Annotated in this window: 21 protein-coding genes and 1 riboswitch; of the genes, 19 read left to right on the top strand and 2 right to left on the bottom strand. The window is 45.2% G+C overall.

The window, feature by feature from the left end:
- Window positions 1-3: 3 nt before the first annotated feature.
- Window positions 4-2,637, top strand: coding sequence for an ATP-dependent chaperone ClpB (gene clpB, locus CES82_RS05535; RefSeq protein ID WP_098824316.1), 2,634 nt, complete (start codon window positions 4-6; stop codon window positions 2,635-2,637).
- Between the two features lie 57 nt (window positions 2,638-2,694).
- Here clpB and CES82_RS05530 read toward each other — a convergent pair whose 3' ends face one another.
- Window positions 2,695-2,892, bottom strand: a complete 198-nt coding sequence (locus tag CES82_RS05530; RefSeq protein WP_098824315.1) for a DUF2929 family protein — start codon at window positions 2,890-2,892, stop codon at window positions 2,695-2,697.
- Between the two features lie 121 nt (window positions 2,893-3,013).
- On the opposite strand from CES82_RS05530, the gene dnaE reads away from it, so the two are divergent.
- From dnaE to CES82_RS05445, 17 genes are all read left to right on the top strand, one after another.
- Window positions 3,014-6,391 carry a DNA polymerase III subunit alpha gene (gene dnaE, locus CES82_RS05525; protein WP_098824314.1) on the top strand — a complete coding sequence of 1,126 codons (3,378 nt, stop codon included), beginning with the start codon at window positions 3,014-3,016 and terminating at the stop codon, window positions 6,389-6,391.
- A gap of 197 nt (window positions 6,392-6,588) precedes the next feature.
- Complete coding sequence (gene pyk / locus CES82_RS05520; protein WP_098824313.1) at window positions 6,589-8,346, top strand: pyruvate kinase; 1,758 nt, start codon at window positions 6,589-6,591, stop codon at window positions 8,344-8,346.
- A 159-nt stretch (window positions 8,347-8,505) separates the two neighbouring features.
- Window positions 8,506-9,414, top strand: a complete 909-nt coding sequence (locus CES82_RS05515) for a CvfB family protein (RefSeq protein ID WP_098824312.1) — start codon at window positions 8,506-8,508, stop codon at window positions 9,412-9,414.
- Window positions 9,398-10,285, top strand: a complete 888-nt coding sequence (xerD, locus tag CES82_RS05510; RefSeq protein WP_098824311.1) for a site-specific tyrosine recombinase XerD — start codon at window positions 9,398-9,400, stop codon at window positions 10,283-10,285. The genes CES82_RS05515 and xerD overlap by 17 nt, the downstream gene beginning before the upstream one ends.
- An 18-nt stretch (window positions 10,286-10,303) precedes the next feature.
- Window positions 10,304-10,660, top strand: coding sequence for an N-acetyltransferase (locus CES82_RS05505; RefSeq protein ID WP_098824310.1), 357 nt, complete (start codon window positions 10,304-10,306; stop codon window positions 10,658-10,660).
- Entirely contained in the window at window positions 10,653-11,405 is a 753-nt protein-coding gene (locus tag CES82_RS05500; RefSeq protein WP_098824309.1) for a segregation and condensation protein A, read from the top strand. Before CES82_RS05505 ends, CES82_RS05500 begins: the two co-directional genes overlap by 8 nt.
- Window positions 11,405-11,992, top strand: a complete 588-nt coding sequence (scpB, locus tag CES82_RS05495; protein WP_098824308.1) for an SMC-Scp complex subunit ScpB — start codon at window positions 11,405-11,407, stop codon at window positions 11,990-11,992. Before CES82_RS05500 ends, scpB begins: the two co-directional genes overlap by 1 nt.
- A gap of 4 nt (window positions 11,993-11,996) precedes the next feature.
- Complete coding sequence (locus tag CES82_RS05490; RefSeq protein ID WP_098824307.1) at window positions 11,997-12,725, top strand: pseudouridine synthase; 729 nt, start codon at window positions 11,997-11,999, stop codon at window positions 12,723-12,725.
- A 54-nt stretch (window positions 12,726-12,779) separates the two neighbouring features.
- A riboswitch (FMN riboswitch) is annotated at window positions 12,780-12,902 on the top strand.
- Between the two features lie 109 nt (window positions 12,903-13,011).
- Window positions 13,012-13,599: an ECF transporter S component gene (locus tag CES82_RS05485; protein ID WP_098824306.1), complete on the top strand. Its 588-nt coding sequence runs from the start codon at window positions 13,012-13,014 to the stop codon at window positions 13,597-13,599.
- A gap of 130 nt (window positions 13,600-13,729) precedes the next feature.
- Window positions 13,730-14,770 (top strand): helix-turn-helix domain-containing protein, encoded by a 1,041-nt coding sequence (locus CES82_RS05480; protein WP_098824305.1) that lies wholly within the window; start codon window positions 13,730-13,732, stop codon window positions 14,768-14,770.
- The gene (locus tag CES82_RS05475; RefSeq protein ID WP_098824304.1) at window positions 14,757-16,202 is read left to right on the top strand and encodes a RecQ family ATP-dependent DNA helicase; all 1,446 of its coding nucleotides are present in this window, start codon (window positions 14,757-14,759) and stop codon (window positions 16,200-16,202) included. The genes CES82_RS05480 and CES82_RS05475 overlap by 14 nt, the downstream gene beginning before the upstream one ends.
- Before the next feature lie 90 nt (window positions 16,203-16,292).
- Complete coding sequence (locus tag CES82_RS05470; RefSeq protein WP_098824303.1) at window positions 16,293-16,955, top strand: LysM peptidoglycan-binding domain-containing protein; 663 nt, start codon at window positions 16,293-16,295, stop codon at window positions 16,953-16,955.
- 19 nt (window positions 16,956-16,974) lie between these two features.
- A complete protein-coding gene (gene cmk, locus CES82_RS05465; protein ID WP_098824302.1) occupies window positions 16,975-17,661 on the top strand; it encodes a (d)CMP kinase in 687 nt (228 codons plus the stop codon).
- Window positions 17,662-17,740: 79 nt separating this feature from the next.
- On the top strand, window positions 17,741-19,003 hold the full coding sequence (gene rpsA, locus CES82_RS05460) for a 30S ribosomal protein S1 (protein WP_098824301.1): 1,263 nt from the start codon (window positions 17,741-17,743) through the stop codon (window positions 19,001-19,003).
- Window positions 19,004-19,136: 133 nt separating this feature from the next.
- On the top strand, window positions 19,137-20,444 hold the full coding sequence (gene der, locus CES82_RS05455; protein WP_098824300.1) for a ribosome biogenesis GTPase Der: 1,308 nt from the start codon (window positions 19,137-19,139) through the stop codon (window positions 20,442-20,444).
- A 245-nt stretch (window positions 20,445-20,689) separates the two neighbouring features.
- Window positions 20,690-20,965 (top strand): non-specific DNA-binding protein Hbs, encoded by a 276-nt coding sequence (gene hbs / locus CES82_RS05450; protein ID WP_054655222.1) that lies wholly within the window; start codon window positions 20,690-20,692, stop codon window positions 20,963-20,965.
- Between the two features lie 281 nt (window positions 20,966-21,246).
- Window positions 21,247-22,518 carry a tetratricopeptide repeat protein gene (locus CES82_RS05445; protein WP_098824299.1) on the top strand — a complete coding sequence of 424 codons (1,272 nt, stop codon included), beginning with the start codon at window positions 21,247-21,249 and terminating at the stop codon, window positions 22,516-22,518.
- A 94-nt stretch (window positions 22,519-22,612) separates the two neighbouring features.
- Here CES82_RS05445 and CES82_RS05440 read toward each other — a convergent pair whose 3' ends face one another.
- Window positions 22,613-23,458 (bottom strand): YitT family protein, encoded by an 846-nt coding sequence (locus tag CES82_RS05440; RefSeq protein ID WP_098824387.1) that lies wholly within the window; start codon window positions 23,456-23,458, stop codon window positions 22,613-22,615.
- 182 nt (window positions 23,459-23,640) lie between these two features.
- Here CES82_RS05440 and CES82_RS05435 point away from each other — a divergent pair, with 182 nt between their 5' ends.
- A complete protein-coding gene (locus CES82_RS05435) occupies window positions 23,641-24,855 on the top strand; it encodes a CCA tRNA nucleotidyltransferase (RefSeq protein WP_098824298.1) in 1,215 nt (404 codons plus the stop codon).
- Window position 24,856 lies beyond the last annotated feature (1 nt).

Raw genomic sequence — 24,856 nt, 5'->3', positions numbered from 1 at the left:
TTAATGAACCCAGACATTTTAACGCAATCCGTCACTGACGCCATTGCGGAGGCCCAACAGATCGCCGTTAATCGTAAACAGCAGTCGATTGGGGTCTCACACCTATTTAAATTTTTGATCCAACCGGGTCAGCTTGACCGGCAGATCTTTAGCGAGCTTGGTCTGAACATGGACAAGCTGAATACCGAATTAGATCACGAAATCGATTCAATCAGTGAAGTTGAAGGCAGCAACGTGGCTTATGGTCAAAACCTGTCGCCGGACTTGTACCGTCTGCTGCAGAAGGCCGATGAAGTGCGCAAGGATCTGGGCGATGAGTACGTGGCTAGCGATACCTTGGTGCTGGCAGTCGTTCAAATGAGCGGTAGCCGTTTTGGTGACTATCTCAATGAGCAGGGGTTGACCTTGCAGCAAGTGAAAAACAAAGTGACTGAGATTCGTGGAGGTGAAAAAATCACGTCAAAAAATCAAGAGGAAGGCTTTAAAGCCTTAGAAAAGTATGGCACCGATTTAGTCAAAGCCATGCGCAGCGGCAAGCGGGATCCCATTATTGGTCGGGATGAAGAAATCATGACGGTGACCCGGATCCTGTCTCGAAAGACTAAAAACAACCCCGTGTTGATTGGCGAACCCGGTGTCGGTAAAACCGCCATCGTGGAAGGTCTTGCCCAACGGATCGCTCGCGGTGACGTACCGGAGAACCTGAAAAACAAGTCGATTTTTTCCTTGGACATGGGGTCGCTGATTGCTGGCGCCAAGTACCGTGGTGAATTTGAGGAACGGCTGAAGGCGGTTTTGAACGAAGTCAAGAAGTCTAACGGCGATATCATCATGTTCATTGATGAAATCCATAATATTGTGGGTGCTGGTAAGACGGAAGGCAGTATGGATGCCGGTAACTTGTTGAAACCCATGCTGGCTCGTGGTGAACTGCATTTGATTGGCGCCACCACTACGGATGAGTACCGGCAGTACATGGAAAAGGACCGGGCCCTTGAACGCCGATTCCAAAAAGTGCCGGTGGCAGAACCTTCCGTTGATGACACCATTACCATTTTACGGGGATTACGGGAGCGGTATGAAATCCATCATGGCGTGCGGATTCACGATAACGCGTTGGTGGCTGCGGCTAAGTTATCCGACCGCTACATTACTGATCGCTATTTGCCAGATAAAGCGTTAGATCTAGTTGATGAAGCATCGGCATCGATTCGGGTGGAAATGAACTCAGCACCTACCGAATTGGATCAGGCTCGGCGTCAGCAGATGCGGCTGCAGGTGGAAGAAGCTGCTTTGAAGCAGGAAACGGATGAAGCTTCTAAAGACCGCTTAAAAGAAGTCCAGAAAACCTTAGCTGACGTGAAGGAAACGGTATCGAGTTTGAACGCCCGCTGGGAAGATGAAAAACAGTCCTTGGATGCTTTAAGTCAGAAAAAGACCGAGTTGGACAAAGCCAATCACGATCTTAGTGAAGCTGAAGCACAATATGATTTGGATAAAGCAGCGGTCTTGCAGCACGGTACCATTCCCCAATTGAAAAAAGAACTGGCAGCCATGGAAGATAAGGACCACTCTGGTGACTGGCTGGTTGAAGAATCGGTGACTGAAAAAGAAATCGCGGCGGTTGTGGCTAAGATGACCGGGATTCCCGTTAACCGCTTGGTTGCCACGGAACGTGAAAAGCTGCTGCACTTGGCCGATAATCTGCATAAACGGGTGATCGGTCAAGATGAAGCTGTTCAGGCCGTCTCAGATGCCGTTTTACGGTCGCGTGCGGGCCTTCAAGACCCAAGTAAGCCACTGGGGTCATTCCTGTTCTTAGGGCCTACTGGTGTGGGTAAAACCGAACTGGCGAAAGCCTTGGCGGAAAACCTGTTTGATTCGGAAAGCGAAATGATTCGGATCGACATGTCTGAGTACATGGAAAAAGAATCCGTTTCCCGGTTAGTAGGGGCAGCTCCCGGCTACATTGGCTACGAAGAAGGTGGCCAGCTGACAGAAGCAGTTCGTAGGCACCCATACTCTATCGTGTTGTTTGATGAAATTGAAAAGGCTCACCCAGACGTCTTTAACCTGTTGTTACAGGTATTGGATGATGGCCGTTTGACGGATAGCCAGGGACGCACCGTTAACTTCAAGAATACCCTACTGATCATGACTTCTAATCTGGGGTCGGATATTTTGCTGGAGGGGACGGATGCTCAGGGCCAAATTTCAGACGATGCCAAAAAACAGGTGGCTAGTTTATTGCAGCGGTCATTTAAACCGGAATTCTTAAACCGGATCGATGACACGATCATGTTTAAGCCGTTGACCATGGCAGATGTTGAGCAGATCGTCGGTAAGCTGATTCAGCGGTTGTCTGCACGATTAGCTGAACAGCAGATTACATTGACCATTACGCCAGAAGCCACCAATTGGTTGGCTAAGCGCGGCTATCTACCAGCCTATGGCGCCCGGCCGTTGGAAAGAACCATTACCAGCGTTGTCGAGACACCGTTAGCGAAGTTGATTATTGGCGGCAAAGTCAGTGCGCAAACCAGCGTTGAACTGACGATGAACGAAGCGGGTAACGGGATTACCTTTAAGACCAGTTCAACTGTCAGTGATCAGCACGTGGATAGTGAAATTAATTAATTGAAACGACAAAAAAAGCGGCAGTCTCAATAATGGGACTACCGCTTTTAGTTATGGTTAATTTTTTGCTTTTGTATCTGAGTTTGCAACTAATTTAACGCCATTGGTGAAAATCAAGGCAGCGATGGTGGCTACGATACCAATCTGTGCAGGTACGTAGGTCATAACTTCCAATTGGCCACCGATGTAGCCGATGACTTCAACAAAAATGACTGCCCAAAAGATAACAACCAAGTTTGCTTCTAATGCTTTCATTGTAGACACCTCGCAATCAAAAGAAATTTTAGCATATTGTCAGCAAAAATGAAAGCTTTAAAATGAACCACTCTGTTATAATGGAGTTCGAAAGTTTAACGAGAAAGGAAGCCGATGAACCATGGCGTTTGTTCCATTACAAGTCATCAGCAGCTATAGTCTGCTGCAGAGTACCAACCAGTTGGAAGAACTGGTGAAAACCGCGGCTCAGCGGGGCTATCAGGCACTGGCACTGACTGACCGCAACGTCATGTATGGCACGGTTGAGTTCTATCAAATATGTCAGAAGTACAACGTCCAGCCCGTGATTGGTTTAACGGCTGACTTAGCGGGAATTTTTGCTAGCGAGCAGACGTTTCCAATAGTTTTACTGGCTAAGAATCAGACTGGCTACCAACATTTGATGGCCATTTCGTCTTATTTGCAGACGCGGCCCGACCAAGAACCGGTAACGGTGGCGCAAGTTAAGCAGTGGTTCGCCGATTTAATGGTGATTTTACCCAGTGAAAGTGAGTTGCAATACTGGCTTGATCAGGGGGAGCAAGATAATGCGAATCAATTATTGGCGCGGTTAAGTCAGATCGTTGATGTAGATAGTTTATTGATCGGCGTTGCGCCCACTCAGTCGGCCACCGTCCGTCAGTTGCTGACCAAACTGGCTGCTGAGGCGCGGGTCAAAGTTGTAGCGCTTCCTGAAGTTCGCTATTTAGATGCCGATGACCGGTTTGCGGTTGGCGTCTTAAATGCGATCAAGGACGGTACCACTATCAGTAATTTAGCCGATGCGCAGAAGAAGACTGGCCAGTACTGGTTACGACCAGCTGCTGAATATGCCAGTATATACGAAGAGCTGGGGTTAAAAGCAGCGGCTGAGCTAACTGAAGCAGTAGCTCAAGCCTGTCAGGTGCAGTTAAAGTTTCAGCATCCCCAGTTACCCAAATTCCAAACGCCTGATCAGCAGTCAGCTAAAACTTACTTACTGACGCAGTGTCAAACAGGGTTAACCCGACGTTTGCGGGAAAATCAGGTGACGGATGCTAAGCCTTATGAAGAACGTTTGGCACATGAATTAGATGTGATCGACCGTATGGGGTTCAACGACTATTTCTTAATCGTCTGGGACGTCATGCAGTTTACCAAGCGGGCGCAGATCACCACTGGCCCCGGTCGTGGTTCGGCAGCTGGTTCACTGGTGGCTTATGTACTGGGAATTACGGATGTGGATCCCTTGCAATATCGGTTACTCTTCGAACGTTTCTTAAACGAAGAACGGGCGCAGATGCCTGATATTGATCTGGATATTCCCGATAACCGCCGTGAAGAAGTCTTAGAATATGTTCACCAAAAGTACGGTCATGAACGGGTGGGTCAAATCATCACGTTTGGGACGTTAGCCACCAAACAAGCGATTCGTGACGTGGGTCGGGTGTTCGGTCTGCGTCCCTATGAGCTTAGTGAATGGAGCAAAACGATTCCCAGTGTCTTCCACATTTCCTTGAAGGAAGCCTATCAGCAGTCTCAGCCACTGCAAAACTTAGTGGCAGATTCAGCGACGAATAAACTGTTGTTTGAAACGGCATCTAAACTGGAGGGGCTGCCGCGGCATTATTCTACTCACGCAGCGGGGATTGTGTTAAGTGACCAGCCACTGACTGAGATCGTACCGGTTCAAAACGGGTCGGAAACCATGCTGATGACGCAGTATACCAAGGACTACGTTGAGCAGGTCGGTTTGCTGAAGATGGATTTTCTGGGGTTACGTAACCTTAGCCTGTTAGCTGCTGCGTTGAAATACGTTAAAGTGCAGACGGGACACGATTTAAATATTAGCCAAATTAATTTGAATGACGCTGACACCTTGGCACTCTTTCAAAGGGGCGATACCAACGGCGTGTTCCAGTTTGAATCCAGCGGCATTAAAAACGTTTTGAGACGACTGCACCCAGATAATTTTGAACTGGTGGCAGCTGTCAATGCGTTATACCGACCAGGCCCAATGGAAAACATTGACCACTTTATTAAACGCCGGTTTGGGCAAGAACCCGTGACTTATCCGGACGATTCATTAAAGGGGATCCTGGCGCCAACCTATGGCATCATCGTTTATCAGGAACAAGTTATGCAGGCGGCCTCGGCTATGGCTGGGTTCACGTTAGGTCAGGCCGATTTACTGCGGCGGGCCATGAGCAAGAAGAAAAAAGCCACCATGGAAGCCATGCGTAAACGGTTCATTGATGGTGCCGTTTCCGGTGGGCACAAAGTTGAAGCCGCTGAGGCCACCTTTGATTATATTGACCGGTTTGCCAACTACGGCTTTAACCGGTCACACGCGGTTGCTTACAGTAAAATGGCTTTCGAGCTGGCCTACCTAAAGGCGCACTATCCGGCAGCCTTTTTTACGGCCTTATTGAATTCAGTCTTAAATAATAGTGCCAAGACAAAATTATATCTAATGGAGGCTAAACGGCATCAGGTCAAGATCTTACCGCCTAACATTAACCATAGCGGTGCATATTTCCGGTTGGAAAATAACCAGATCCGCTTTGGTTTAGCTTCGATTAAAGGGATGCGCCGTGACCTGCTGCAAAGTATCATGACTGAGCGTCAAACCAATGGTAGTTTTAAGTCAATGCACCAGTTTTTGCTGCGATTAGATCCCAAATGGCTGAAAGCCGACCTCATTGAAGGATTGATTTACTCCGGTGCTTTCGACGACTTTGGTTATAACCGGGCTGAATTAATTGCCAGTCTGCCGGAATTCTTAAGTAGCGTGGAACTTTCCGGCAGCAGTATGGATCTGTTTGAAGCACTGGCACCCAAGATCAAGCACCAGCCGGATCTGCCGCTGAACGAACGGTTGGAAAAGGAAAACGAGTATCTGGGTGCCTACCTGTCAGGCCACCCAGTTGAGCAGTATGCTGATTTAGCTCAGCAGCGCAGTGCGGTTTCGGTCGGTGATCTCAGTGTTGATCAGCACGTGACGCTGGTGGTTTACGTGACGCGTATCCGGACCATTAGAACCAAGCACGGAGACCAGATGGCCTTTCTGACCGCTAGTGATCTGACCGGTGAAATCAGCATTACCGTTTTTCCGAATACGTATCGTCGCATTGCTACTTGGCTGGCAAAGGAACAGGTCATCGTGGTTACCGGCAAAGTGGAGACTAACCGTGGCAGTCTCCAGGTGGTGGCTGATTCAGTCACTCAAGCAGCCGATGTCAAACCTTTAAAACCGGAACAGTCCACAACTAAAGCGTTGCAGGGGAGTCGGTGGTTTTTGAGGCTAACTGAAGTAACGGATGAAATGGCGACCATGAATGAGTTGAATCAATTTTTAAAGTCACATGACGGTCAGACCCCGGTGATTATTTACCGGGTAGCGGATGACAGTAAACGGATTTTAAATCAGCAATATTGGTTGCCAGCCAGTGAGCAATTAGTGGCACCATTAGAACAAATTTTAGGTGACCATAACGTGGTCTTACAGGTGAAAAATTAAAATTTAGCGTTAAGTTTATCTTAAGAAAAGGCATGAAAACGCTTTTATGACGGAAATGTTCAGTTTTTGAGAAAACACCGCAGACATTAAATTTGAAAAGTGCTAAAATAACAAACGGATTCCAAATTGGATTGGTTTAGCTGTGATAATTATCACAAGGGTAAATCAGTCTTAAACTCAAAGGAGAGATTTTTCTTATGAAGAAAACCAAGATCGTAAGTACACTTGGTCCCGCTAGTACCGATGTCGACACAATCGTAAAGCTTATTGAGGCTGGCGCTAACATTTTCCGGTTTAACTTTTCTCATGGTGATCATGAAGAACATTTAGGCCGTTTGAACAACGTCCACGAAGCTGAAAAGATTACTGGTAAGACTGTTGGTATCATGCTTGATACTAAGGGTGCTGAAATTCGGACTACTGTTCAAAAAGACGGTAAGATCCAGTACCATACTGGTGACAAGCTTCGGATTTCTATGGACGAATCCTTAGAAGGTGTTAAGGATAAGATCGCGGTCACATATCCTGGTTTATTCGATGACGTTAGTGTTGGCGGTCACGTCTTATTCGACGATGGTCTGCTTGACATGGTTGTTGATGAAAAGGACGACGCCAACAAAGAATTAGTTGGTACCATGCAAAACGATGGTGTGCTTGGTTCACGTAAAGGTGTTAACGCACCTGGCGTTTCAATCAACTTACCAGGTATCACTGAAAAGGATGCTTCAGATATTCGTTTTGGTTTGGATCACGAAATCAACTTTATCGCTGCATCATTTGTTCGTAAGCCACAAGACGTTATGGACATTCGTGAATTATTGGAAGAAAAGCACATGGAACATGTCCAAATCTTCCCTAAGATCGAATCACAAGAAGGTATCGACAACTTTGACGATATCATCAAGGTTTCTGATGGTTTGATGGTCGCTCGTGGTGACATGGGTGTTGAAATTCCAACTGAAAACGTACCATTGGTACAAAAGCGCTTGATCCGTAAGTGCAACGTTTTGGGCAAGCCAGTTATCACTGCTACTCAAATGTTGGATTCAATGCAAGAAAACCCACGTCCTACTCGTGCCGAAGCATCTGACGTTGCTAACGCCGTCTTTGATGGTACTGACGCAACCATGCTTTCTGGTGAAAGTGCTAACGGTGAATACCCAGTAGAATCCGTTGCAACTATGAACCGGATCGACATCAAGGCTGAAAATGCTTTGAAAGACTTTGGTACTGACCACATGGACTTAGCCAATGCTGACGTTACTGAATCAATTGGTGCTTCAGTTGCTCGTGTTGCTAAGAGCTTGGGCGTTAAGACCATCGTTGCTGCTACTGAATCAGGCTACACTGCTCGTATGATCAGCAAGTACCGTCCAGATGCTAACATCTTGGCCGTTACTTTCGATGACCGTACCCGTCGTGGCTTGATGGTTAACTGGGGTGTATACCCAATCGTTGCTGAAAAGCCAGCTAACACCGATGCTATGTTTGATTTAGCAGCTGCTAAAGCTGTTGAAACCGGCTTAGCTAAGGAAGGCGACTTGATCTTGATCACTGCCGGTGTTCCCGTTGGCGAACGCGGTACGACTAACCTGATGAAGGTTCAATTGATCGGTTCAAAGTTAGTACGTGGCCAAGGTGTCGGCGATGACACTGTTATTGGTAAAGCCGTATTAGCAAGCAGCGCTGAAGAAGCTAACAGCAAGACTACTGAAGGCAGCGTTTTGGTTACTAAGAACACTGACAAAGACTACTTGCCAGCTATCGAAAAGGCTAGCGCCGTTATCGTTGAAAACGGTGGCTTAACTTCACACGCAGCCGTAGTTGGTATCTCAATGGGGATTCCAGTTATCGTTGGCGCTGAAGGTGCCTCAGAAAAGATCTCTGATGGTGAATTGATTACTGTTGACTCACGTCGCGGTGTCGTTTACCACGGTGCTTCAAACGCACTTTAATCAACTTAATTAGCTGATATTGAAAAAGTCTAGCCCTTGTGGCTAGGCTTTTTTAGTTTCCATAGGGGCACTGTGTTGAGAATAAACTACCACCACTGGTCAATATGTGCGATAATATCAAAAGATGTGTAATATAAGAGAACGAACGGGGATACTAAAATGAATGATGAATTAACCCAGTTGCTCGGCCGGATTATTAGTGGCGAAGTAACTGATGAAAACGACAAGGAATATTTTGTCCAAACCAATGGCCTGACTTTTCGGCTTGATAAGGGTGAAATCAAGAAGCCGTTAAAACTGGGTAGCCAGTTTAAGGGTTTTGCTTACGAAAACGAACAGCACCAATTGCAGATCACACGTGATGCGCCTAAAGTTCAAGTGGATCATTATGGTTTTGGCGAAGTGGTTCGCGTGCAACGTGGACTGGGCGTGTTCGTGAATATCGGTCTACCTAATAAAGACATTGTGGTGTCACTGGATAATTTACCGGAAATTGCTAGCTTATGGCCACAACGCGGTGATCGTTTAATGCTGTCCATCACCCTTGATAAGAAGGGCCGGATGTGGGGCGATTTAGGCGACGAAGCGCTCTATCGGGTAATCTCACAACCAGTAGCCACGAAGTCTAAGTTAATCAATAAAGACGTCGTTGCTACTGCTTATCGTCTTAAGCTCACTGGTACCATGGTGCTCACTAGTGACTATAATCTGGGATTCATTCCACCAGAAGAGCGTGATGAAGAACCGCGCTTAGGGCAACAATTAAATGCCCGAGTGGTAAGTCAATTCCCAGACGGCACCTTAAAGTTATCCTTGCGGCCACGGGCTTACGAGGCTATTCCAGAAGATGCGCTTATGCTGCTGGCAACCCTGCAACATGCACCTGAAGGCAAAGTTGCCTTCACGGATAAGAGTGATCCGGCTGATATCAAAGATTATTTTGGTATCAGTAAGGGTCAGTTCAAACGGGCAGTGGGACACTTGATGAAGCAACGGTTCGCCGAACAGCACGACGGTTACTTATGGTTGACTGAAGCGGGACGTGATCAAAATGGACGAGCAGATTGAGGATTTTCTGCACGATTTGCGGATTGAGCGTGGTCTAGCGGCCAATACCATCAGTTCGTATCGTTTGGATTTAAAAGAGTTTCACCAGTTTTTGACGAAACAACACATCACTGACCTGAACAAAGTGGATCAGCTGACGATCCTTAATTTTTTAAAGCAGCAGCAAAACAGTGGCAAGGCACGAAATAGTGTCACCCGAATGGTGTCGACGCTACGTCACTTCTTCCAGTATTTGGTTCAAAATGACCAGTTGGCCATTGATCCAATGGCAGAAATCAAAGCACCGAAAAAGGGACGGCCACTGCCTCAAGTGTTGACCGTTGCGGAGGTTGATGCCTTACTAGCTGCACCGGATACTACCAATAAATATGGCATTCGTGACCGGGCTATTTTAGAAGTGATGTATGCCACTGGCCTGCGGGTCAGTGAACTTGTCCATCTGAAAATGGGTGAACTTCACCTTGAGATGGGGCTGATTCAGACCATTGGTAAGGGGAATAAGGAACGCATTATTCCCATTGGTGATGTGGCCATTGACTGGATCAACCGGTACTTAAATCAAAGCCGACCATTACTACTAAAACAGCGCACGTCACCCTATTTATTTCTCAACGCTCATGGTAGCGGTCTGAGTCGGCAAAGCATCTGGCAAAAAATTCAGCGCTATGTTAGTGTAGCTGGGATTCGCAAACACGTGACACCGCATACGCTGCGACATTCATTTGCTACGCATATTCTAGAAAATGGTGCCGATTTGCGGATCGTTCAGGAACTGTTGGGTCATTCAGACATTTCCACGACCCAAATTTATACGCATATTTCAAAGAAACACTTAACAGAAGTTTATCGTAAAGCTCATCCAAGAGCGTAACGTTACGGGGGGATCAATTTGTTACTTAAATATCGTAATGATTATGAAAAAGTGGCAATGGGGTTGCTCTCTTTTGCGCCCGCACTCAAAAAAATTGACCGGCTGCAAGCAGAATTGCAGTGGTACCAAAATAGTGACGCCAGGCAGCTGTTGCTGTGGAAAGACGTTAACCAGGATTTCTCTGGCATTGTGGGGGTTGAATTACGGCCCCATTTTGTGGTGATGCGGCTGATCGCGCTAACACCCGCGGCTCGCGAAGAGGATCAAACCAATACGATCTTAGACGAACTCCAGGACATGTATCCGGATCAGCGCATCATGGGCACACTGGAAACAACTCGAATAGTTGCTAAATGGGAGGCTAGTCATGAGTGAACAGCCAGTATTGATTCACGTGCAGAACTTTGACGGTCCCTTAGACTTGTTGCTGCATTTGATCAAATCCGCATCCATTGATATTTATGACATTCCCATTGTGGCCATCACCGATCAGTATATGACGGCTTTGCGCCAGATGCAGGATCATCAGCTCGACGTGGCTGGCGATTACTTTGTCATGGCTGCCACTTTGATGAAGATGAAGGCTAAACTTCTTCTGCCGGTAGAAGAAACACCTGTGACGGAAGATGAAGAACCTAGTCTGGAAGAAATGCAGGATGATCTGGTCAATCGGCTAGTGAAATACCAGCGATATAAACAAGCAGCTGGCTGGTTCAAACAGCAGGCGGCTGCTCGGCAAAAGTTTTATACCCGGCCTGAAATGGCGGTACCAACAGGAATTAAATTAGGTAAATTAGCACCGGGACTGACTGCAGCTGACTTACAACGTGTTTTGACGGCACTAACTGAGCGTCGCCGGCAGCCAGCATTACCAATGCGGCTGATTCACGATGAGCAGTACACGGTTAAAGGCCAGATTCATACGTTGCGTTTTAAGCTCAGTAAAGTTCGTGCAGCGGTACCTTTTGGTCAGCTATTTGACAAAAAGCCTGATAGAGAAGAGCTGGTGACGACTTTTCTGGCACTACTGGAAATGACTAAGCAGCATGAAATTGCCGTGGATCAGCCCAGTCGTGTGATGCCAATCACCGTTAAACCGGCAAAATTGGGAGAAGAATGATGACTAAGATACAACAATTAGAAGCGTTACTGTTTGTGAGTGGCGAGTCGGGACTGACGGTTCAAGAATTAGCGGATTTAACGGACTCAATGGTACCAGCAGTCAGCCAATCATTATCAAAATTAAATCAGAAGTATGCTAACGACCCAGATTCAGCACTGGTGATCTTGAAGAGCAATGACACGGTTCGCTTAGCAACGAAGGCAACACTGGCAAACATTGTCAGCCAATATTTCGAAGCCCCTAGTTCCACTGGTTTGTCACAAGCGTCACTAGAAGTGTTAGCCATTATTGCGTATAATCAACCCATTACTCGAATTGAAATTGACGAGATTCGCGGTGTGCAAAGTTCTGGCACGCTTAATAAGCTGATGTTACGGCAACTGATTACAGAATCGGGTCGTAAGAAGGGGCCGGGCCGACCTAAACTGTATAAAACGACGGATTATTTTATGGACTACTTTGGGCTCAAACAGTTGGCAGATCTGCCACCATTGCCTGAAGCGCAAACGGTACCAGATGATGAACAGAATAGCGATTTATTTTTGAAACGATTTAATGCACAGATAAACTCGGAGGATAATTAATTACATGGAACGATTGCAAAAAGTTATGGCACATGCGGGCGTTGCTTCACGGCGCAGCTCAGAAAAACTGATCACTTCTGGTCACGTTAAGGTGAACGGCGAAACGGTGACCGAATTGGGCGTCAAGGTTGGTAAGCACGATCGTATTTTAGTAGATGAAGTTCCTATTCAAACTGAAATGCCAATCTACATTTTAATGAACAAGCCACGTCAAGTCGTGTCAACGGTTTCCGATGATAAGCACCGGAAGACGGTGATCGATTTATTAGACGATGAAATTAAAGAACGGGTCTATCCTGTTGGCCGGTTGGATTACGATACAACCGGTTTAATTTTACTCACCAATGACGGTGAACTGGCTAACCAGCTGACTCACCCAAAGTATGAAGTAGATAAGACTTACGTGGCGAAGGTTCAGGGTATTCCAACCAACGAAGAGCTGAAAAACCTGCGTAAAGGGGTCAGCCTCGAGGGTAAGCGAACAGCACCGGCTCACTCAAAATTGCTGTCCAGTGACGATAAGCGGAAAACTGCAATTATCTCACTCACGATTCACGAAGGTAAGAATCACCAAGTTAAAAAGATGCTGCAAGCAATCGGTCACCCGGTTATGAAGTTGAAACGTGAAACCTACGCATTTTTGACGCTTAAGGGCGTTCAACCAGGTGAATTCCGTGAACTGAACCCTGAAGAAGTTAAGGAACTCAAGCGGGTAGCCAAGCTAGACAAATAACTTGCATTCTTGAAGTTTACCTTGTACAATAATCACAAGTAATTGAATAGCGTGGTTCATCTTCAGGGCAGGGTGCAATTCCCGACCGGCGGTAATAGTCCGCGACCTACTTTTCGAAGTAGTTGATTCGGTGTGATCCCGAAACCGACAGTAAAGTCTGGTATAAAGAAGATTGGGTTAATACAAGCGATTGTGAGACCGAATTGATTTTCCTCTGAAGAAAATTAATTCGGCTTTTTGTTTACGTTTTCATTTGAAGATGACCAGTTTTGGGAGGGTATATCCAATGGAACATAGTCAATCATTTAGCATTCGTCAAGTTGTGATTATGTCACTGTTTGCTGGTATTTCGTTTTTGCTCTACTTTATTTCATTTCCAATTCTACCGTTTGTTTCCTACATGAAAGTTGATTTTTCAGACATTCCGGTTTTGTTAGGAATGGTCATGTTTGGACCGTTGGGCGGGATTTTAATTGCCGCCATCAAGGGACTGCTTTACTGGTTGATGACGGGTGTTGACATTGCTAATTTTATCGGTGTTGCTGCGAGTTTTGTTGCTTCAGTTAGCTACTTGCTACCGGTTTATTTCGTTTTGAAGCACGTTAAGAAATATAAGACGGTGACGCGTTTAGTCTTAGCTGTCATTGCGGGTACCGTTAGTCTATCCGTGATTATGGCATTGCTTAACGTCTCCGTCTTGATTCCAGTTTACATGGCAGTGCTGCACATGAAGATCACCATTCCGCTGTCACAGATGGTATTGTTTGGTGTTGTACCCTTTAATCTGATCAAGGGCATATTGGTTGGTGCAGTATTTATTATTGTGGCCGACCGAATGAAGTCTTTCCTAAGACAACAGTCCGATTTGCTTTAAAAACTGACATTTAAGATATTTCGTAAATAATGAGTAAGGGGATGGCTGATGGCCATCCTTTTTCAATGTCCTAGACAGTTAAATGACGGTGTGGGAAAATAAATAAAGACGATTAAGGGGGCTAAAAACGATGGATGCAACGCAACTGATGCGATTTTTATCACCGACATCCCCAAGACGCCTTCGAGTCATCGAAAATATTTTAGTGGGCAAGCGAACGGTTTCTACCCTTTACTGGGGCATGAGGTATCACCAATTATCCTGGTTAGGATACGAGAAAAAACTCAGTCGCGAAGTAATGGATCAAGCGGTTCACAACTTACAAACTGAAGGATTGGTGACGGTTGAACAGACTAATGCTCAGTTAACGCAGCAAGGGGCAGTTGAGCAGCAAAAATTGCTCCAGAACAGTTATCAACCACAGCATTTAAAGATTAGATTGGTCGTTGATGTTGAGACCTTTTGGCAACGGTTATTATTGGCAACCCAAGTGGTTTCTGAACAAAGTTATCAGAATCGTCAATATTATCCACTTCAGACGTCCTGGCAGGTGAAACAAACTGTTAAGCGCTGGTTTCGTCAGTTTCACGGAGCTGATTTGCAAACCGTGTTTTATAATTTTTGGCAGGATGTTTTCGCTGACTTGCCCAGTGACCAGGCTTCGTTTATGAGTCGATTGCTCGTTGGTCATGAACGCCCAGGAGACACACTGCAGCAAGTTTCTCGGGATTTCCAGATGAGTGAAACCGAAGCTAGACTGATGGAAGTCGATTTGATTTGTCAGTTAGCCAAGCTCGTTTCTCAAGCAGCAAACAGCAGCATTAACGCCTTACTGGCTGGTTTGAATCACTCGCTGGTGAGCGCCAGCGCAAATCAGACATTGCGCAGTTTTATGGCCGGTGAGTCACTAGAAGTCATTAGTCGAAAACGGTCGCTGAAACTGAGCACTGTGCGGGAACATTTATTGGAGGCGGCTATCATGCTGCCGTTGGAACAGTTTGATTACCAACGGATTTTAACACCAGAATTAGTTGCTCAACTGGAAAGTCGATTAAACGGCTTTCCGCTCGATGAATGGCAATTTAAACAAGTTGAAGATTTACCGGTAGATTTTTGGCAGTTTCGGCTTTTAGAAATTTTAAGGAGTAAGAAGGCAGATGATAAGCACTGAACAACTGTATCAGACACTTCAACAGCGGTTCGGCTTCAGTCGTTTTCGGCCAGGTCAGCTAGAGGCGCTGACGGCGTTAACCGCCAAGCACAATACGCTGGCTGTTTTACCCACCGGTGCTGGGAAAACGCTCATTTATGAATTGTATGGGGCGATCACCCAGCAACTCGTGCTGATCGTCTCACCGCTGATTTCATTGATGCAAGACCAAGTCACGACGTTGAACGTTAAGGGTGAAAAACGGGCGGCAGCATTGACTTCAATGATGACTTATTCAGAGAAAAACTGGATTTTGCGACATCTGCATGAGTATCATTTTATCTTTATTTCACCGGAAATGCTCAGTCAAGATCAGGTACTGAGTGCGTTTCAGTCCACTCAGATCGGGTTGCTGGTGGTGGATGAAGCCCACTGTATTTCGACCTGGGGGCCAGATTTTCGACCTGAATACCTGTTACTAGGGCAAATCCGACACCAATTGCATGACCCGTTAACACTGATGGCTACTGCTACGGCTACTGAGCGGGTTAGGGAAGATATTAAACAAAAATTACAACTCCCCCAGGCTACGGAAATCGTCCAGCCGGTAGACCGGCAAAATATTTTTTTGAGTGTTGAGCGTTTCGAAGCTCAGACGGATAAAGAAGAGCGTTTGGTTGAGCTTGTCGCTAAACTAAAGAAGCCAGGAGTAGTGTACTTTTCCAGTAAAAAGAAGGCCAACGAAATGGCGGAACTGCTTGCTGCTAAAACGGACTGTAAAGTGGCCGCGTACCATGCGGATCTGGATTCAGAAACCCGGTTTAAAGTTCAGCAGCAATTTATGCAGGACCAGTTAGACGTGATTTGCGCCACCAGTGCTTTTGGGATGGGCATCGATAAGAACAACGTGCGGTTTGTGATTCACTACCACGTTCCTAGTGATGTTGAGTCTTATTGGCAAGAAATTGGGCGTGCTGGTCGGGATGGTCAGCAGAGCGTTGCTATTTTACTGTATCAAGCTGGTGACGAGCAGATTGCAGCCTTTTTAAGTGAAGAAACGGTGCCCCAGGAAAATGAAATTCATTATTATTTTCAGCAGAATGCCCCCCAAGTGGCTGGTGATGAAAAAGCCAATTTGATTTGGTTTTATAAACAGCACGGCTATAGTGAAGCGCAAGTTCAGAATAGTTTTGCTAGCCGGCGTGAGCAGCGGGTCACCGCGTTGAGAAAAATGATGGGCTACGTGCGTACACCTGATTGTAAGCGACAGTATATTCAGCAATATTTTGATCAGGTGCAGGATGTGGCAACGAATCCTGAGCATTGCTGCAGCAGTGACGAAGCACAACTTGATTTTGGTGTCTTAGGGCTGCTGGCAACTGCGACGCCTGCTCAAAGTGATCAGTCTTCAGCGGAATGGCCTGCCATTTTAAAGCAGCTCTTTAATTTCTAGAGTCATGAGCCGGGGACCATTTAAAAAAGTTCCCACTCTAGTGCTAGCTATGGTACAATTCGTAATGAAAGTTTTTGAGGAGGTTACATGATGGATCCAAAAAAGGACGATCAATCATCTGAAACAAAACCTTGGGATCAGTCTTTTGGGGATGATCGAGACGACCAAGGTAATTTGTCCCGGACTAAGCGCCACCGACAAAGTCATAACAATCGATTGATCACGATTATTTTAGTTGCAATTATTATTATCATTGCAGTAGGGGCTTTGGTTTACGGCCTAGCACGTCAGAGTGCCATGAATAAACCCGATAATTCAATGAGTGTTTCCAGCGAACAGACCAGTTCTGTTAGCCAAACACACCGAAAAAAAGCTGCCAAGTCTGCATCAGAAAAGGCAGCTTCGTCTGTTTCTGCAAAAAAAGCAGCGTCTAAAGCAAGTTCAAAGACACGCGAAACCAGTGAGACAGCTGATTCGAATGCCACTTCGACCTCACAAACACAGCAGCAGACAAGCCAAGAATCAACCGTTGCTAAGCAGTCGTCTACAAGCACGGCATCTACGAAGACGGCCTCGTCTAAGCGGTCAACTACGAGTTCCACCTCTAGTTCGAAGTATGCCACTGTTGGTCAAGGACAAGGCATTTACCGGGTGGCTGTCAACAACGGTATTTCCGTTGAACGGCTTAAAGAACTCAATGGTCTATCTGGGAACCCGACGCTGACCCCAGGACAAAAATTACGCGTCAAATAAGTTGATACGGGTGAACAAAATGTCAAAAAAAGAGTTACAGGTTGCAATCGATGGACCAGCCTCTGCTGGTAAAAGTACGGTGGCTAAGAAAATTGCCCACCGTTTTCAGTATGTCTACTGTGATACCGGTGCAATGTACCGAACCGTTACTTTGAAGGCCATGCAGCAAAAGGTTGCTTTGGACGACCCGGTCGCTTTAGCCACCATGCTAAAAACGACTAAAATTGAATTTAAACCAGGAAATCCCGAACAATTAGTTTTTCTTGATGGCAAAGAAGTGACCATGGCGATTCGCCAACCAGACGTGACTAATAACGTTTCCACAGTTGCGGCTCAAGGAACCGTACGTGAGGATCTGACCGAGCGTCAAAGAGAAATCGCCGAAGCTGGCGGTATCGTTATGGATGGCCGTGATATTGGTACCTCGGTGTTACCAAAAGCCGAAGTTAAGATTTTTCTGGTTGCCAGTGTTGAAGAGCGGGCACAACGCCGGTTTAAAGATAATGCTGAAAAGGGCATTCACACACCAATCGACGTGCTGCGGGATGAAATTCAAACCCGGGATCATAAAGATTCAACGAGAGCGATTTCACCGTTAACTCAGGCGGACGATGCGGTGCGATTAGACACTACTTCGCTAACAATTGACGAGGTTGTGGACAAAATTAGCGACATAATTGTCAAAAAACAAAAAGAATTCGCATAAAGTTCGTCATGCTACTGGTAATATTGTTAATTTTCGGATAAAATATAAGTTAGAGTTGTCGCAAGGAGGAAAAGTTCGTATGAGTGAAAACAATAACAATGAGAACAACGATTTATTAAATGCTTTAAATAGCATTGAAACGGTGAATGTTGGTGACGTCGTTAAGGGTGAAGTATTGGCCATTGATGATGACAAGCAAGCTATCGTTGGTATCGAAGGCACCGGTATTGAAGGTGTGGTACCACAAAAGGAACTTTCAACAAAGCCAGTTTCAGATATCAATGATGTCATCAAGGTTGGTGACACCCTTGATTTAGTTGTTATCTCAAAGATCGGTAACGACAAGGAAGGCGGCAGTTACCTATTATCTGTACGTCGTCTTGAAGCCCGTAAAGTTTGGGACGAAATTCAAAAGAAGTATGAAGCTGGCGAAACCATTGAAGCCCCAGTTACCCAAGTGGTTAAGGGTGGTTTAGTTGTTGATGCAGGTGTTCGTGGTTTCGTACCTGCTTCTATGATCAGTGATCACTTCGTTGAAGATTTGAACCAATTTAAGGGTCAGACGTTAACCTTTAAGATTATTGAAATCGAACCTAGTGAAAACCGTTTAATCTTGTCACACCGTGCCTTGGTTGAACAAGAAAAGGCTGCTAAGCGCGAAGAAATCATGAGTACCCTTAAGGCTGGCGAAACAGTTGAAGGTAAAGTTGCTCGTTTGACTAACTTCGGTGCCTTTGTTGACCTTGGTGGTGTTGACGGGTTGGTTCACGTTTCTGAAATTGCTTACGAACGTGTTGAAAAGCCTTCAGATGTTTTGAAGGTTGGCCAAGAAGTCAAAGTTAAGGTCTTGTCAGTTGATCCAGATCGTAACCGGATCTCACTTTCAATCAAGCAGACCTTACCAGAACCATGGGATGGTATTGAAGAAAAAGCACCAGAAGGCTCAGTTCTTGAAGGAACTGTTAAGCGTTTGACTAGTTTTGGTGCCTTTGTTGAAGTCTTCCCTGGTGTTGAAGGCTTAGTTCACATTTCACAGATTGCACATGAACACATCGCTACACCAAATGATGTTCTGTCAACTGGTGAAAAGGTTCAAGTCAAAGTTCTGGAAGTTCACCCAGAAGCTCACCGCTTAGCACTTTCTATCAAAGCTTTGAAAGAAAAGCCTGCTGGCAGTGAAGACCATGAACAACAGCAACAACCAAAGCAACGCGCACCTAGAAAGCAAGCTGCACCTACTCAGATGTCAACTGACGATGACGATGCTGGCTTTACCTTAGGTGATTTGATTGGTGATCAACTGAAGAACGCCCAAACGGGTTCAGATTCAGACAACAAGTAATCTAATCAATGTTTCAAAACCGAAATTTTCATTAAATTAAAATGTCATTTTGAAACGGAATGCCAGTTTCAAAATGACATTTTTGCTGTTATTTAACCGTTATGAACTTAAGAACAGAAAAGAGGGATGTTGTATGAGTATGCCAACAATTGCTATTGTAGGCCGACCTAACGTTGGAAAATCAACTATTTTTAACCGAATTGCCGGTGACCGAATCTCCATTGTTGAAGATACCCCAGGTGTGACTCGTGACCGGATTTACGCTCACGGTGAATGGCTCGGAAACACGTTCAGCATGATTGATACTGGTGGTATTGACATGGGGGATGAACCATTCTTAAAACAGATTACGCAACAGGCTGAGGTGGCCATTGATGAAGCTGACGTGATTGTTTTCGTAGTCAGCGTTCGGGAGGGAATCACTGATGCTGATGATAAAGTTGCCCAAATTCTTTATCGCGCTGACAAGCCAGTTGTGTTAGCAGTCAATAAAGCTGATAATCCAGAACTGCGGCAAGATATTTATGATTTTTATTCACTGGGATTTGGCGATCCGTACCCAATTTCAGGTGCTCATGGTTTGGGCCTTGGCGATTTATTGGATGCCGTGATCAAAGCTTTTCCCGATAAAGAAGGCGAAGTTGACGATGACAGTATCCGGTTTAGTTTAATCGGCCGCCCAAACGTTGGTAAGTCATCGCTAGTTAACGCCTTACTTGGTGAAGACCGGGTGATTGTTTCAGAGATTGCCGGCACAACTCGTGATGCCATTGATACGAAGTTCGTGGCTGATGGTACCGAGTTTACCATGGTTGATACCGCCGGGATTCGAAAACGTGGTAAGGTTTACGAAAACACGGAACGTTACAGTGTCATGCGAGCGATGAAAGCCATCGATAATTCTGATGTGGTTCTGTTTGTACTGAACGCTGAAGAAGGTATTCGCGAACAAGATAAGCGGGTTGCTGGATACGCTCATGAAGCTGGTCGTGGAATCATCATCGTGGTCAATAAATGGGATACGCTGAAGAAGAATAACCAGACGCTGCATGATTTTGAAGTTCATGTTAGAGAAGAATTTCAATATTTAGCCTATGCGCCAATGGTGTTTGTTTCAGCTAAAACCCATCAACGATTGAATGAATTACCAGCCATGATCAAGACCGTTGCTAGCAATCATGCTAAGCGGATTAAGTCTTCTACACTTAACGAAGTGATTATGGATGCCATTGCCATGAATCCAACGCCAAATGACAACGGCCGGCGTTTGCGGGTTTATTACGCAACACAAGTGGCTATCCAGCCACCAACTTTTGTCCTGTTTGTGAATGATCCAGACTTGATGCATTTTTCATACGAACGCTATATTGAAAATCAAATCCGGGAACACTTCGATTTTTCAGGGACACCTGTTCATCTGATCGAACGGCACCGAAAGTAGAGTTAAACACTGATTCAGCTTGATTTCCGCTCATTTTTCAGACTTGTACGTAAAAAAAGGGCTTTTTGGCATATTTATTGGCCATAAACCGCAAAAAACCTTGCTATGATAGGCTTTGTGTGCTATCTTGGAAACAGAAATGATACGGAATGCCGTTATTATTTCAGTGGCCTGATTGACTTGTTGATCGGCTAGATGAGATGATTTTGTACTCATCATATATTATCCAAGGAGGCGAATCATTCATGGCAAATAAAGCACAACTTGTTAACGATGTCGCAGCTGCAACCGGCTTAACTAAGAAGGATGCAACTGCAGCAGTAGATGCAGTATTTGACTCAGTTCAAGCAACTTTGGCTAAGGGCGAAAAGGTACAACTAATCGGCTTTGGTAACTTCGAAGTTCGCGAACGTGCAGCTCGTAAGGGCCGTAACCCACAAACGGGTGCCGAAATTCAAATTCCTGCAAGTAAAGTACCAGCATTCAAGCCTGGTAAAGCTTTGAAGGACGCTGTTAAATAATTATTTATTGACGGCAAAAGCCAATCCCGTGTGGATTGGCTTTTTTTGTGCGTGACAAAATTCGGTAGATGCCATCATCTGTGTTAAATGGTCGGAAGCTGAGTTTTGGAGCGCTACTAGGCTATATTGACGCGTCGAATCAAGGTACAGTGACAACCAATTTTAACTAAACAATCAATTGAAATACTAACCAACAATTTTTTACGTAGGCGTTGTGTTTGTTAGGTAGTGCCGAAAGTGCTATCATATACTTTCATGAATGAACGAAACGGAGGATCAAAATGACTAGTTACTCACAGCAAGCGCTTGACCAGCTAGAACGCGGTCAACTTGATCAATTTAAAAAGGCTTATGCCAGTGCGTTACGCCATGATGACGACGATACGCTTTATAGTCTCGCTGAGGAACTGTATTCGCTGGGTTTCTTAAACCAATCAAAACGCATTTACGAAAAACTATTGAAGCAGTATCCAGACGAAGATGATCTTCGAGTCAACCTGGCTGATGTTTTGATCGATGATGATAAAAATGATGAAGCGTTGACACTCTTAAACGAAGTGTCTAAAGATTCGCCGGCTTACGTACGCTCATTAATGGTTGCTGCCGATTTGTATCAGACTCAGGAACTGTTTGAAGTCAGTGAACAAAAGCTGCTGGAAGCCATGCAATTAGCACCTGATGAACCGGCTATTCAATTTGCGTTGGCGGAACTTTACTTTGTGATGCGTGAATTTAAAAAGGCCATTCCGCTGTATCTTGATTTGATTAAGCAGGGGATTCCCGAATTTAGTTCGGTCAACTTGGTAGAACGAATCGGCGTAGCGTACGCGAATGCTGGTAAATTCGAGCAGGCGGTGGGTTATTTGAAGCAGATTCACTCGGGTGATATGACTCCTGACGTGAAGTTTGAAACCGCCTTTACGTACCTCCAGTTAAAGGATTATAAACCAGCCATTACGTTGTTTGAAGAATTAAAAGAAACCGATCCGCAATATACGAGCCTCTATCCTTATTTAGGGCAAGCACTGGTCGCTGAAAACCGGTTAGATGATGCTTTAAAGGCGTTACAGGAAGGGCTGGGTGTTGACCAGTATAACGAAAAACTCTGGTCATACGCAGCTGATATCGCGGCTAGAGTAGAGGATGAGTCGTTGACTGAAACGTATCTGAAAAAGGGCCATGATCTGGAGCCTGATGACTTGGATATCGTGATCAAATTATCCAATCTTTACGTTAAACAAGGACGTTTCCAGGAGACAGTGGACTTTCTTGCTGACTACGTGGGTCAAGATAACGTGGATCCGCAATTGTACTGGAATCTGGCGACATCGTACGCTCGGTTGGAAGACTACGACCAGGCCAACCGGTATTATCAAGCAGCAGCGCCATACTTTATGGATCAAGCTGACTTCTTAAAACCGGCCGTTTACTTCTTCCGTGAAATGGGGGAACGTGATCAGATGCTGAAACTGCTGCACGCTTACGTCAAGGTGGTGCCTGATGACACTGAAATGGCTGAAATATTGGAAAACGAAGAAGAAAATGATTACTAAGCACTACGGAGGTCGTCGAGAAGGCGATCTTTTTTTATTGAGTAAAAAAATAATAAGTTACTTTAACTTATAAACAAAAAATAAAAACACACCCCTAATGAGCGTGTTTAAAGAGGCCATGAGTCGGCCGGGAATAAGTAAATCCTTCGCCAATCGCTTCATTAACATCAAAAATCGTCATAAAAGCATTTTCGTCCAGTTCACCAACGATGGTTTGCAGTTCGTGTAGTTCACTTGGGCTGACAACGATATAGAGCATTGGACGGTCCTTGTGTGAGTAACCACCTTCGCCGTGTAGAATGCTAACACCACGCTCCATGACAGTCATGACCTGATCGATAATTTCCTGTGATTTTGTGCTGACAATTAAGACACCCTTAGCTGCGTAAGTACCACTTAAGATAAAGTTTACGAGACGAGAGAACACGTAGGAGTATAGAAGCGTATAAGCCATGTGACGAATATCAATATAAACCAGTGAGACGAACAGCACTAAAATATCCAACCATAATAAGGTTTGTCCCATTGGAATACCGCGAAAGCGTTCAAAAATTCGGGCGATAATATCCGTTCCACCAGTAGTACCGCCAAACCGATATACAAGGCCGCTACCAGCACCACCCGTGATACCAGCAGCCATGGCCGCTAAAAATAGATCGTGATGCAGAGCGATGTTAATTGGTACTCGCTGCCAGACCCATAAGAACAAAGACAGCATTAAAGTACCATAAAGCGTGTAAATGATGGATCGGCGACCTAAAAAACGGTAACCAATCATAATCAGCGGGATGTTGATGATGATGGTTGAATAAGCTGGATTAAAGTTAAATAATCCCTTTAAAATCAGCGTCACACCACTGATACCACCGTCAGCCAGCTGATTGGCGATGTTAAACGTCACCAATGCAAAGGCATAAGCTGCGCAACCAATGGTGATCATCAATAAATCAACGAAATGGATCTTTTCTTCAATTTTATTTGACAAACCGATCCCCCCTAATAAATTAATCCGTAGTAGGATTCCTCAATCATCATAGCATATTCAGATGAAGTACAGTTGGTTATGCTAGGGATATCTGGTAAAATTGAATAGACTGAAATCAAATAAAAGGGCCGATCAAAATGAGAATTGAAACATTACCAGAAGAATTTATTAAAGCACAGCCAATCATTGATACGATTGAAGCCGCTGGATATGAAGCCTATTATGTGGGCGGTTCCGTTCGTGACACCCTATTAGGGCTGCCAATCCATGACGTGGACATTGCTACCAGCGCTTATCCAGAAGAGGTTAAATCGTTATTTAAACGGACGGTGGATACTGGTATTGAACATGGTACCGTGATGATTTTGGATCATGGCACTGGTTATGAAACGACCACTTTTAGAACGGAATCAGGTTATCAAGATTATCGTCGACCAGATTCAGTGAAGTTCGTGAGATCGTTAAAAGAGGATCTCAATCGGCGCGATTTCACCATCAATGCCTTAGCGTTAAAGACTGACGGGACAATCATTGATTATTTTGATGGTTTGAGCGATTTAAAGGCACACCGGATTCGTGCAGTGGGTGACCCAGAGAAACGGTTTAACGAAGACGCCTTGCGCATGATGCGAGCGGTTCGTTTTGCCAGTCAGCTGAACTTTACGATTGATCCCGAAACGATTACCGGTATCAAACATCATGGTAGTTTGCTTACTAAGATAGCAGTGGAACGGATTCACGTGGAATTCGTTAAGATGCTGTTAGGTCAGTGGCCAGCCATGGGACTTGACGTTTTTATGGATACGGGATTATACCAATATTGTCCGGACTTTAAGCCGTACAAAGATCAGCTTGAGCAGCTACGGTTGCAGTTAAAGAGTGGATTAAGCAGTGAAACAGCGGTTTGGACGATCCTTTGCGCTGTCTTTGGTTTATCCAGCAAACAAGTTAATCGGCTACTCAAAGACTGGAAGTCCGCTAACCAGTTAATTGACGATGTTCAAGTTGCTGTGAAAGCTGTCAAAGCTATTTCAGAACATTCGGTTGATGCTTGGCTACTTTACCAGACTGGTAGTGAGTTACTGCCAATTGCCAATGAGGTGGCTAATCAATTGGGTGAGTCACCATATGCGACAGCCACTTTACTGGCGCAGTATGATGAACTGCAGATCCATTCTAAAAAAGCGTTAGCCATTACCGGTCAAGATTTGATGTCGGCTGGCATTAAACCCGGACCGCAACTGGGTCAGGCGTTGAATTATCTGGAGCGTCAAGTGGTAGAAGGACAGTTGAAGAATCAAAATAACATGCTGCTCAGTGCAGCAATTAAATATCTAAACGAGAAAGCGTGAC

It is taken from the genome of Secundilactobacillus silagincola, assembly GCF_002583405.1.
Taxonomy (GTDB): domain Bacteria; phylum Bacillota; class Bacilli; order Lactobacillales; family Lactobacillaceae; genus Secundilactobacillus; species Secundilactobacillus silagincola.
The sequence above is the reverse complement of the archived record's forward strand: the minus strand, read 5'-3'. Positions and strand labels throughout refer to the sequence as shown.

Excerpts from the sequence above, each read along its gene's own strand:
- clpB (WP_098824316.1), top strand. The coding sequence starts at position 4 with ATGAACCCAGACATTTTAACGCAATCCGTCACTGACGCCATTGCGGAG.
- CES82_RS05530 (WP_098824315.1), bottom strand. The coding sequence starts at position 2,892 with ATGAAAGCATTAGAAGCAAACTTGGTTGTTATCTTTTGGGCAGTCATT.
- dnaE (WP_098824314.1), top strand. The coding sequence starts at position 3,014 with ATGGCGTTTGTTCCATTACAAGTCATCAGCAGCTATAGTCTGCTGCAG.
- pyk (WP_098824313.1), top strand. The coding sequence starts at position 6,589 with ATGAAGAAAACCAAGATCGTAAGTACACTTGGTCCCGCTAGTACCGAT.
- CES82_RS05515 (WP_098824312.1), top strand. The coding sequence starts at position 8,506 with ATGAATGATGAATTAACCCAGTTGCTCGGCCGGATTATTAGTGGCGAA.
- xerD (WP_098824311.1), top strand. The coding sequence starts at position 9,398 with ATGGACGAGCAGATTGAGGATTTTCTGCACGATTTGCGGATTGAGCGT.
- CES82_RS05500 (WP_098824309.1), top strand. The coding sequence starts at position 10,653 with ATGAGTGAACAGCCAGTATTGATTCACGTGCAGAACTTTGACGGTCCC.
- scpB (WP_098824308.1), top strand. The coding sequence starts at position 11,405 with ATGACTAAGATACAACAATTAGAAGCGTTACTGTTTGTGAGTGGCGAG.
- CES82_RS05490 (WP_098824307.1), top strand. The coding sequence starts at position 11,997 with ATGGAACGATTGCAAAAAGTTATGGCACATGCGGGCGTTGCTTCACGG.
- CES82_RS05485 (WP_098824306.1), top strand. The coding sequence starts at position 13,012 with ATGGAACATAGTCAATCATTTAGCATTCGTCAAGTTGTGATTATGTCA.
- CES82_RS05480 (WP_098824305.1), top strand. The coding sequence starts at position 13,730 with ATGGATGCAACGCAACTGATGCGATTTTTATCACCGACATCCCCAAGA.
- CES82_RS05475 (WP_098824304.1), top strand. The coding sequence starts at position 14,757 with ATGATAAGCACTGAACAACTGTATCAGACACTTCAACAGCGGTTCGGC.
- CES82_RS05470 (WP_098824303.1), top strand. The coding sequence starts at position 16,293 with ATGGATCCAAAAAAGGACGATCAATCATCTGAAACAAAACCTTGGGAT.
- cmk (WP_098824302.1), top strand. The coding sequence starts at position 16,975 with ATGTCAAAAAAAGAGTTACAGGTTGCAATCGATGGACCAGCCTCTGCT.
- rpsA (WP_098824301.1), top strand. The coding sequence starts at position 17,741 with ATGAGTGAAAACAATAACAATGAGAACAACGATTTATTAAATGCTTTA.
- der (WP_098824300.1), top strand. The coding sequence starts at position 19,137 with ATGAGTATGCCAACAATTGCTATTGTAGGCCGACCTAACGTTGGAAAA.
- hbs (WP_054655222.1), top strand. The coding sequence starts at position 20,690 with ATGGCAAATAAAGCACAACTTGTTAACGATGTCGCAGCTGCAACCGGC.
- CES82_RS05445 (WP_098824299.1), top strand. The coding sequence starts at position 21,247 with ATGACTAGTTACTCACAGCAAGCGCTTGACCAGCTAGAACGCGGTCAA.
- CES82_RS05440 (WP_098824387.1), bottom strand. The coding sequence starts at position 23,458 with ATGATCACCATTGGTTGCGCAGCTTATGCCTTTGCATTGGTGACGTTT.
- CES82_RS05435 (WP_098824298.1), top strand. The coding sequence starts at position 23,641 with ATGAGAATTGAAACATTACCAGAAGAATTTATTAAAGCACAGCCAATC.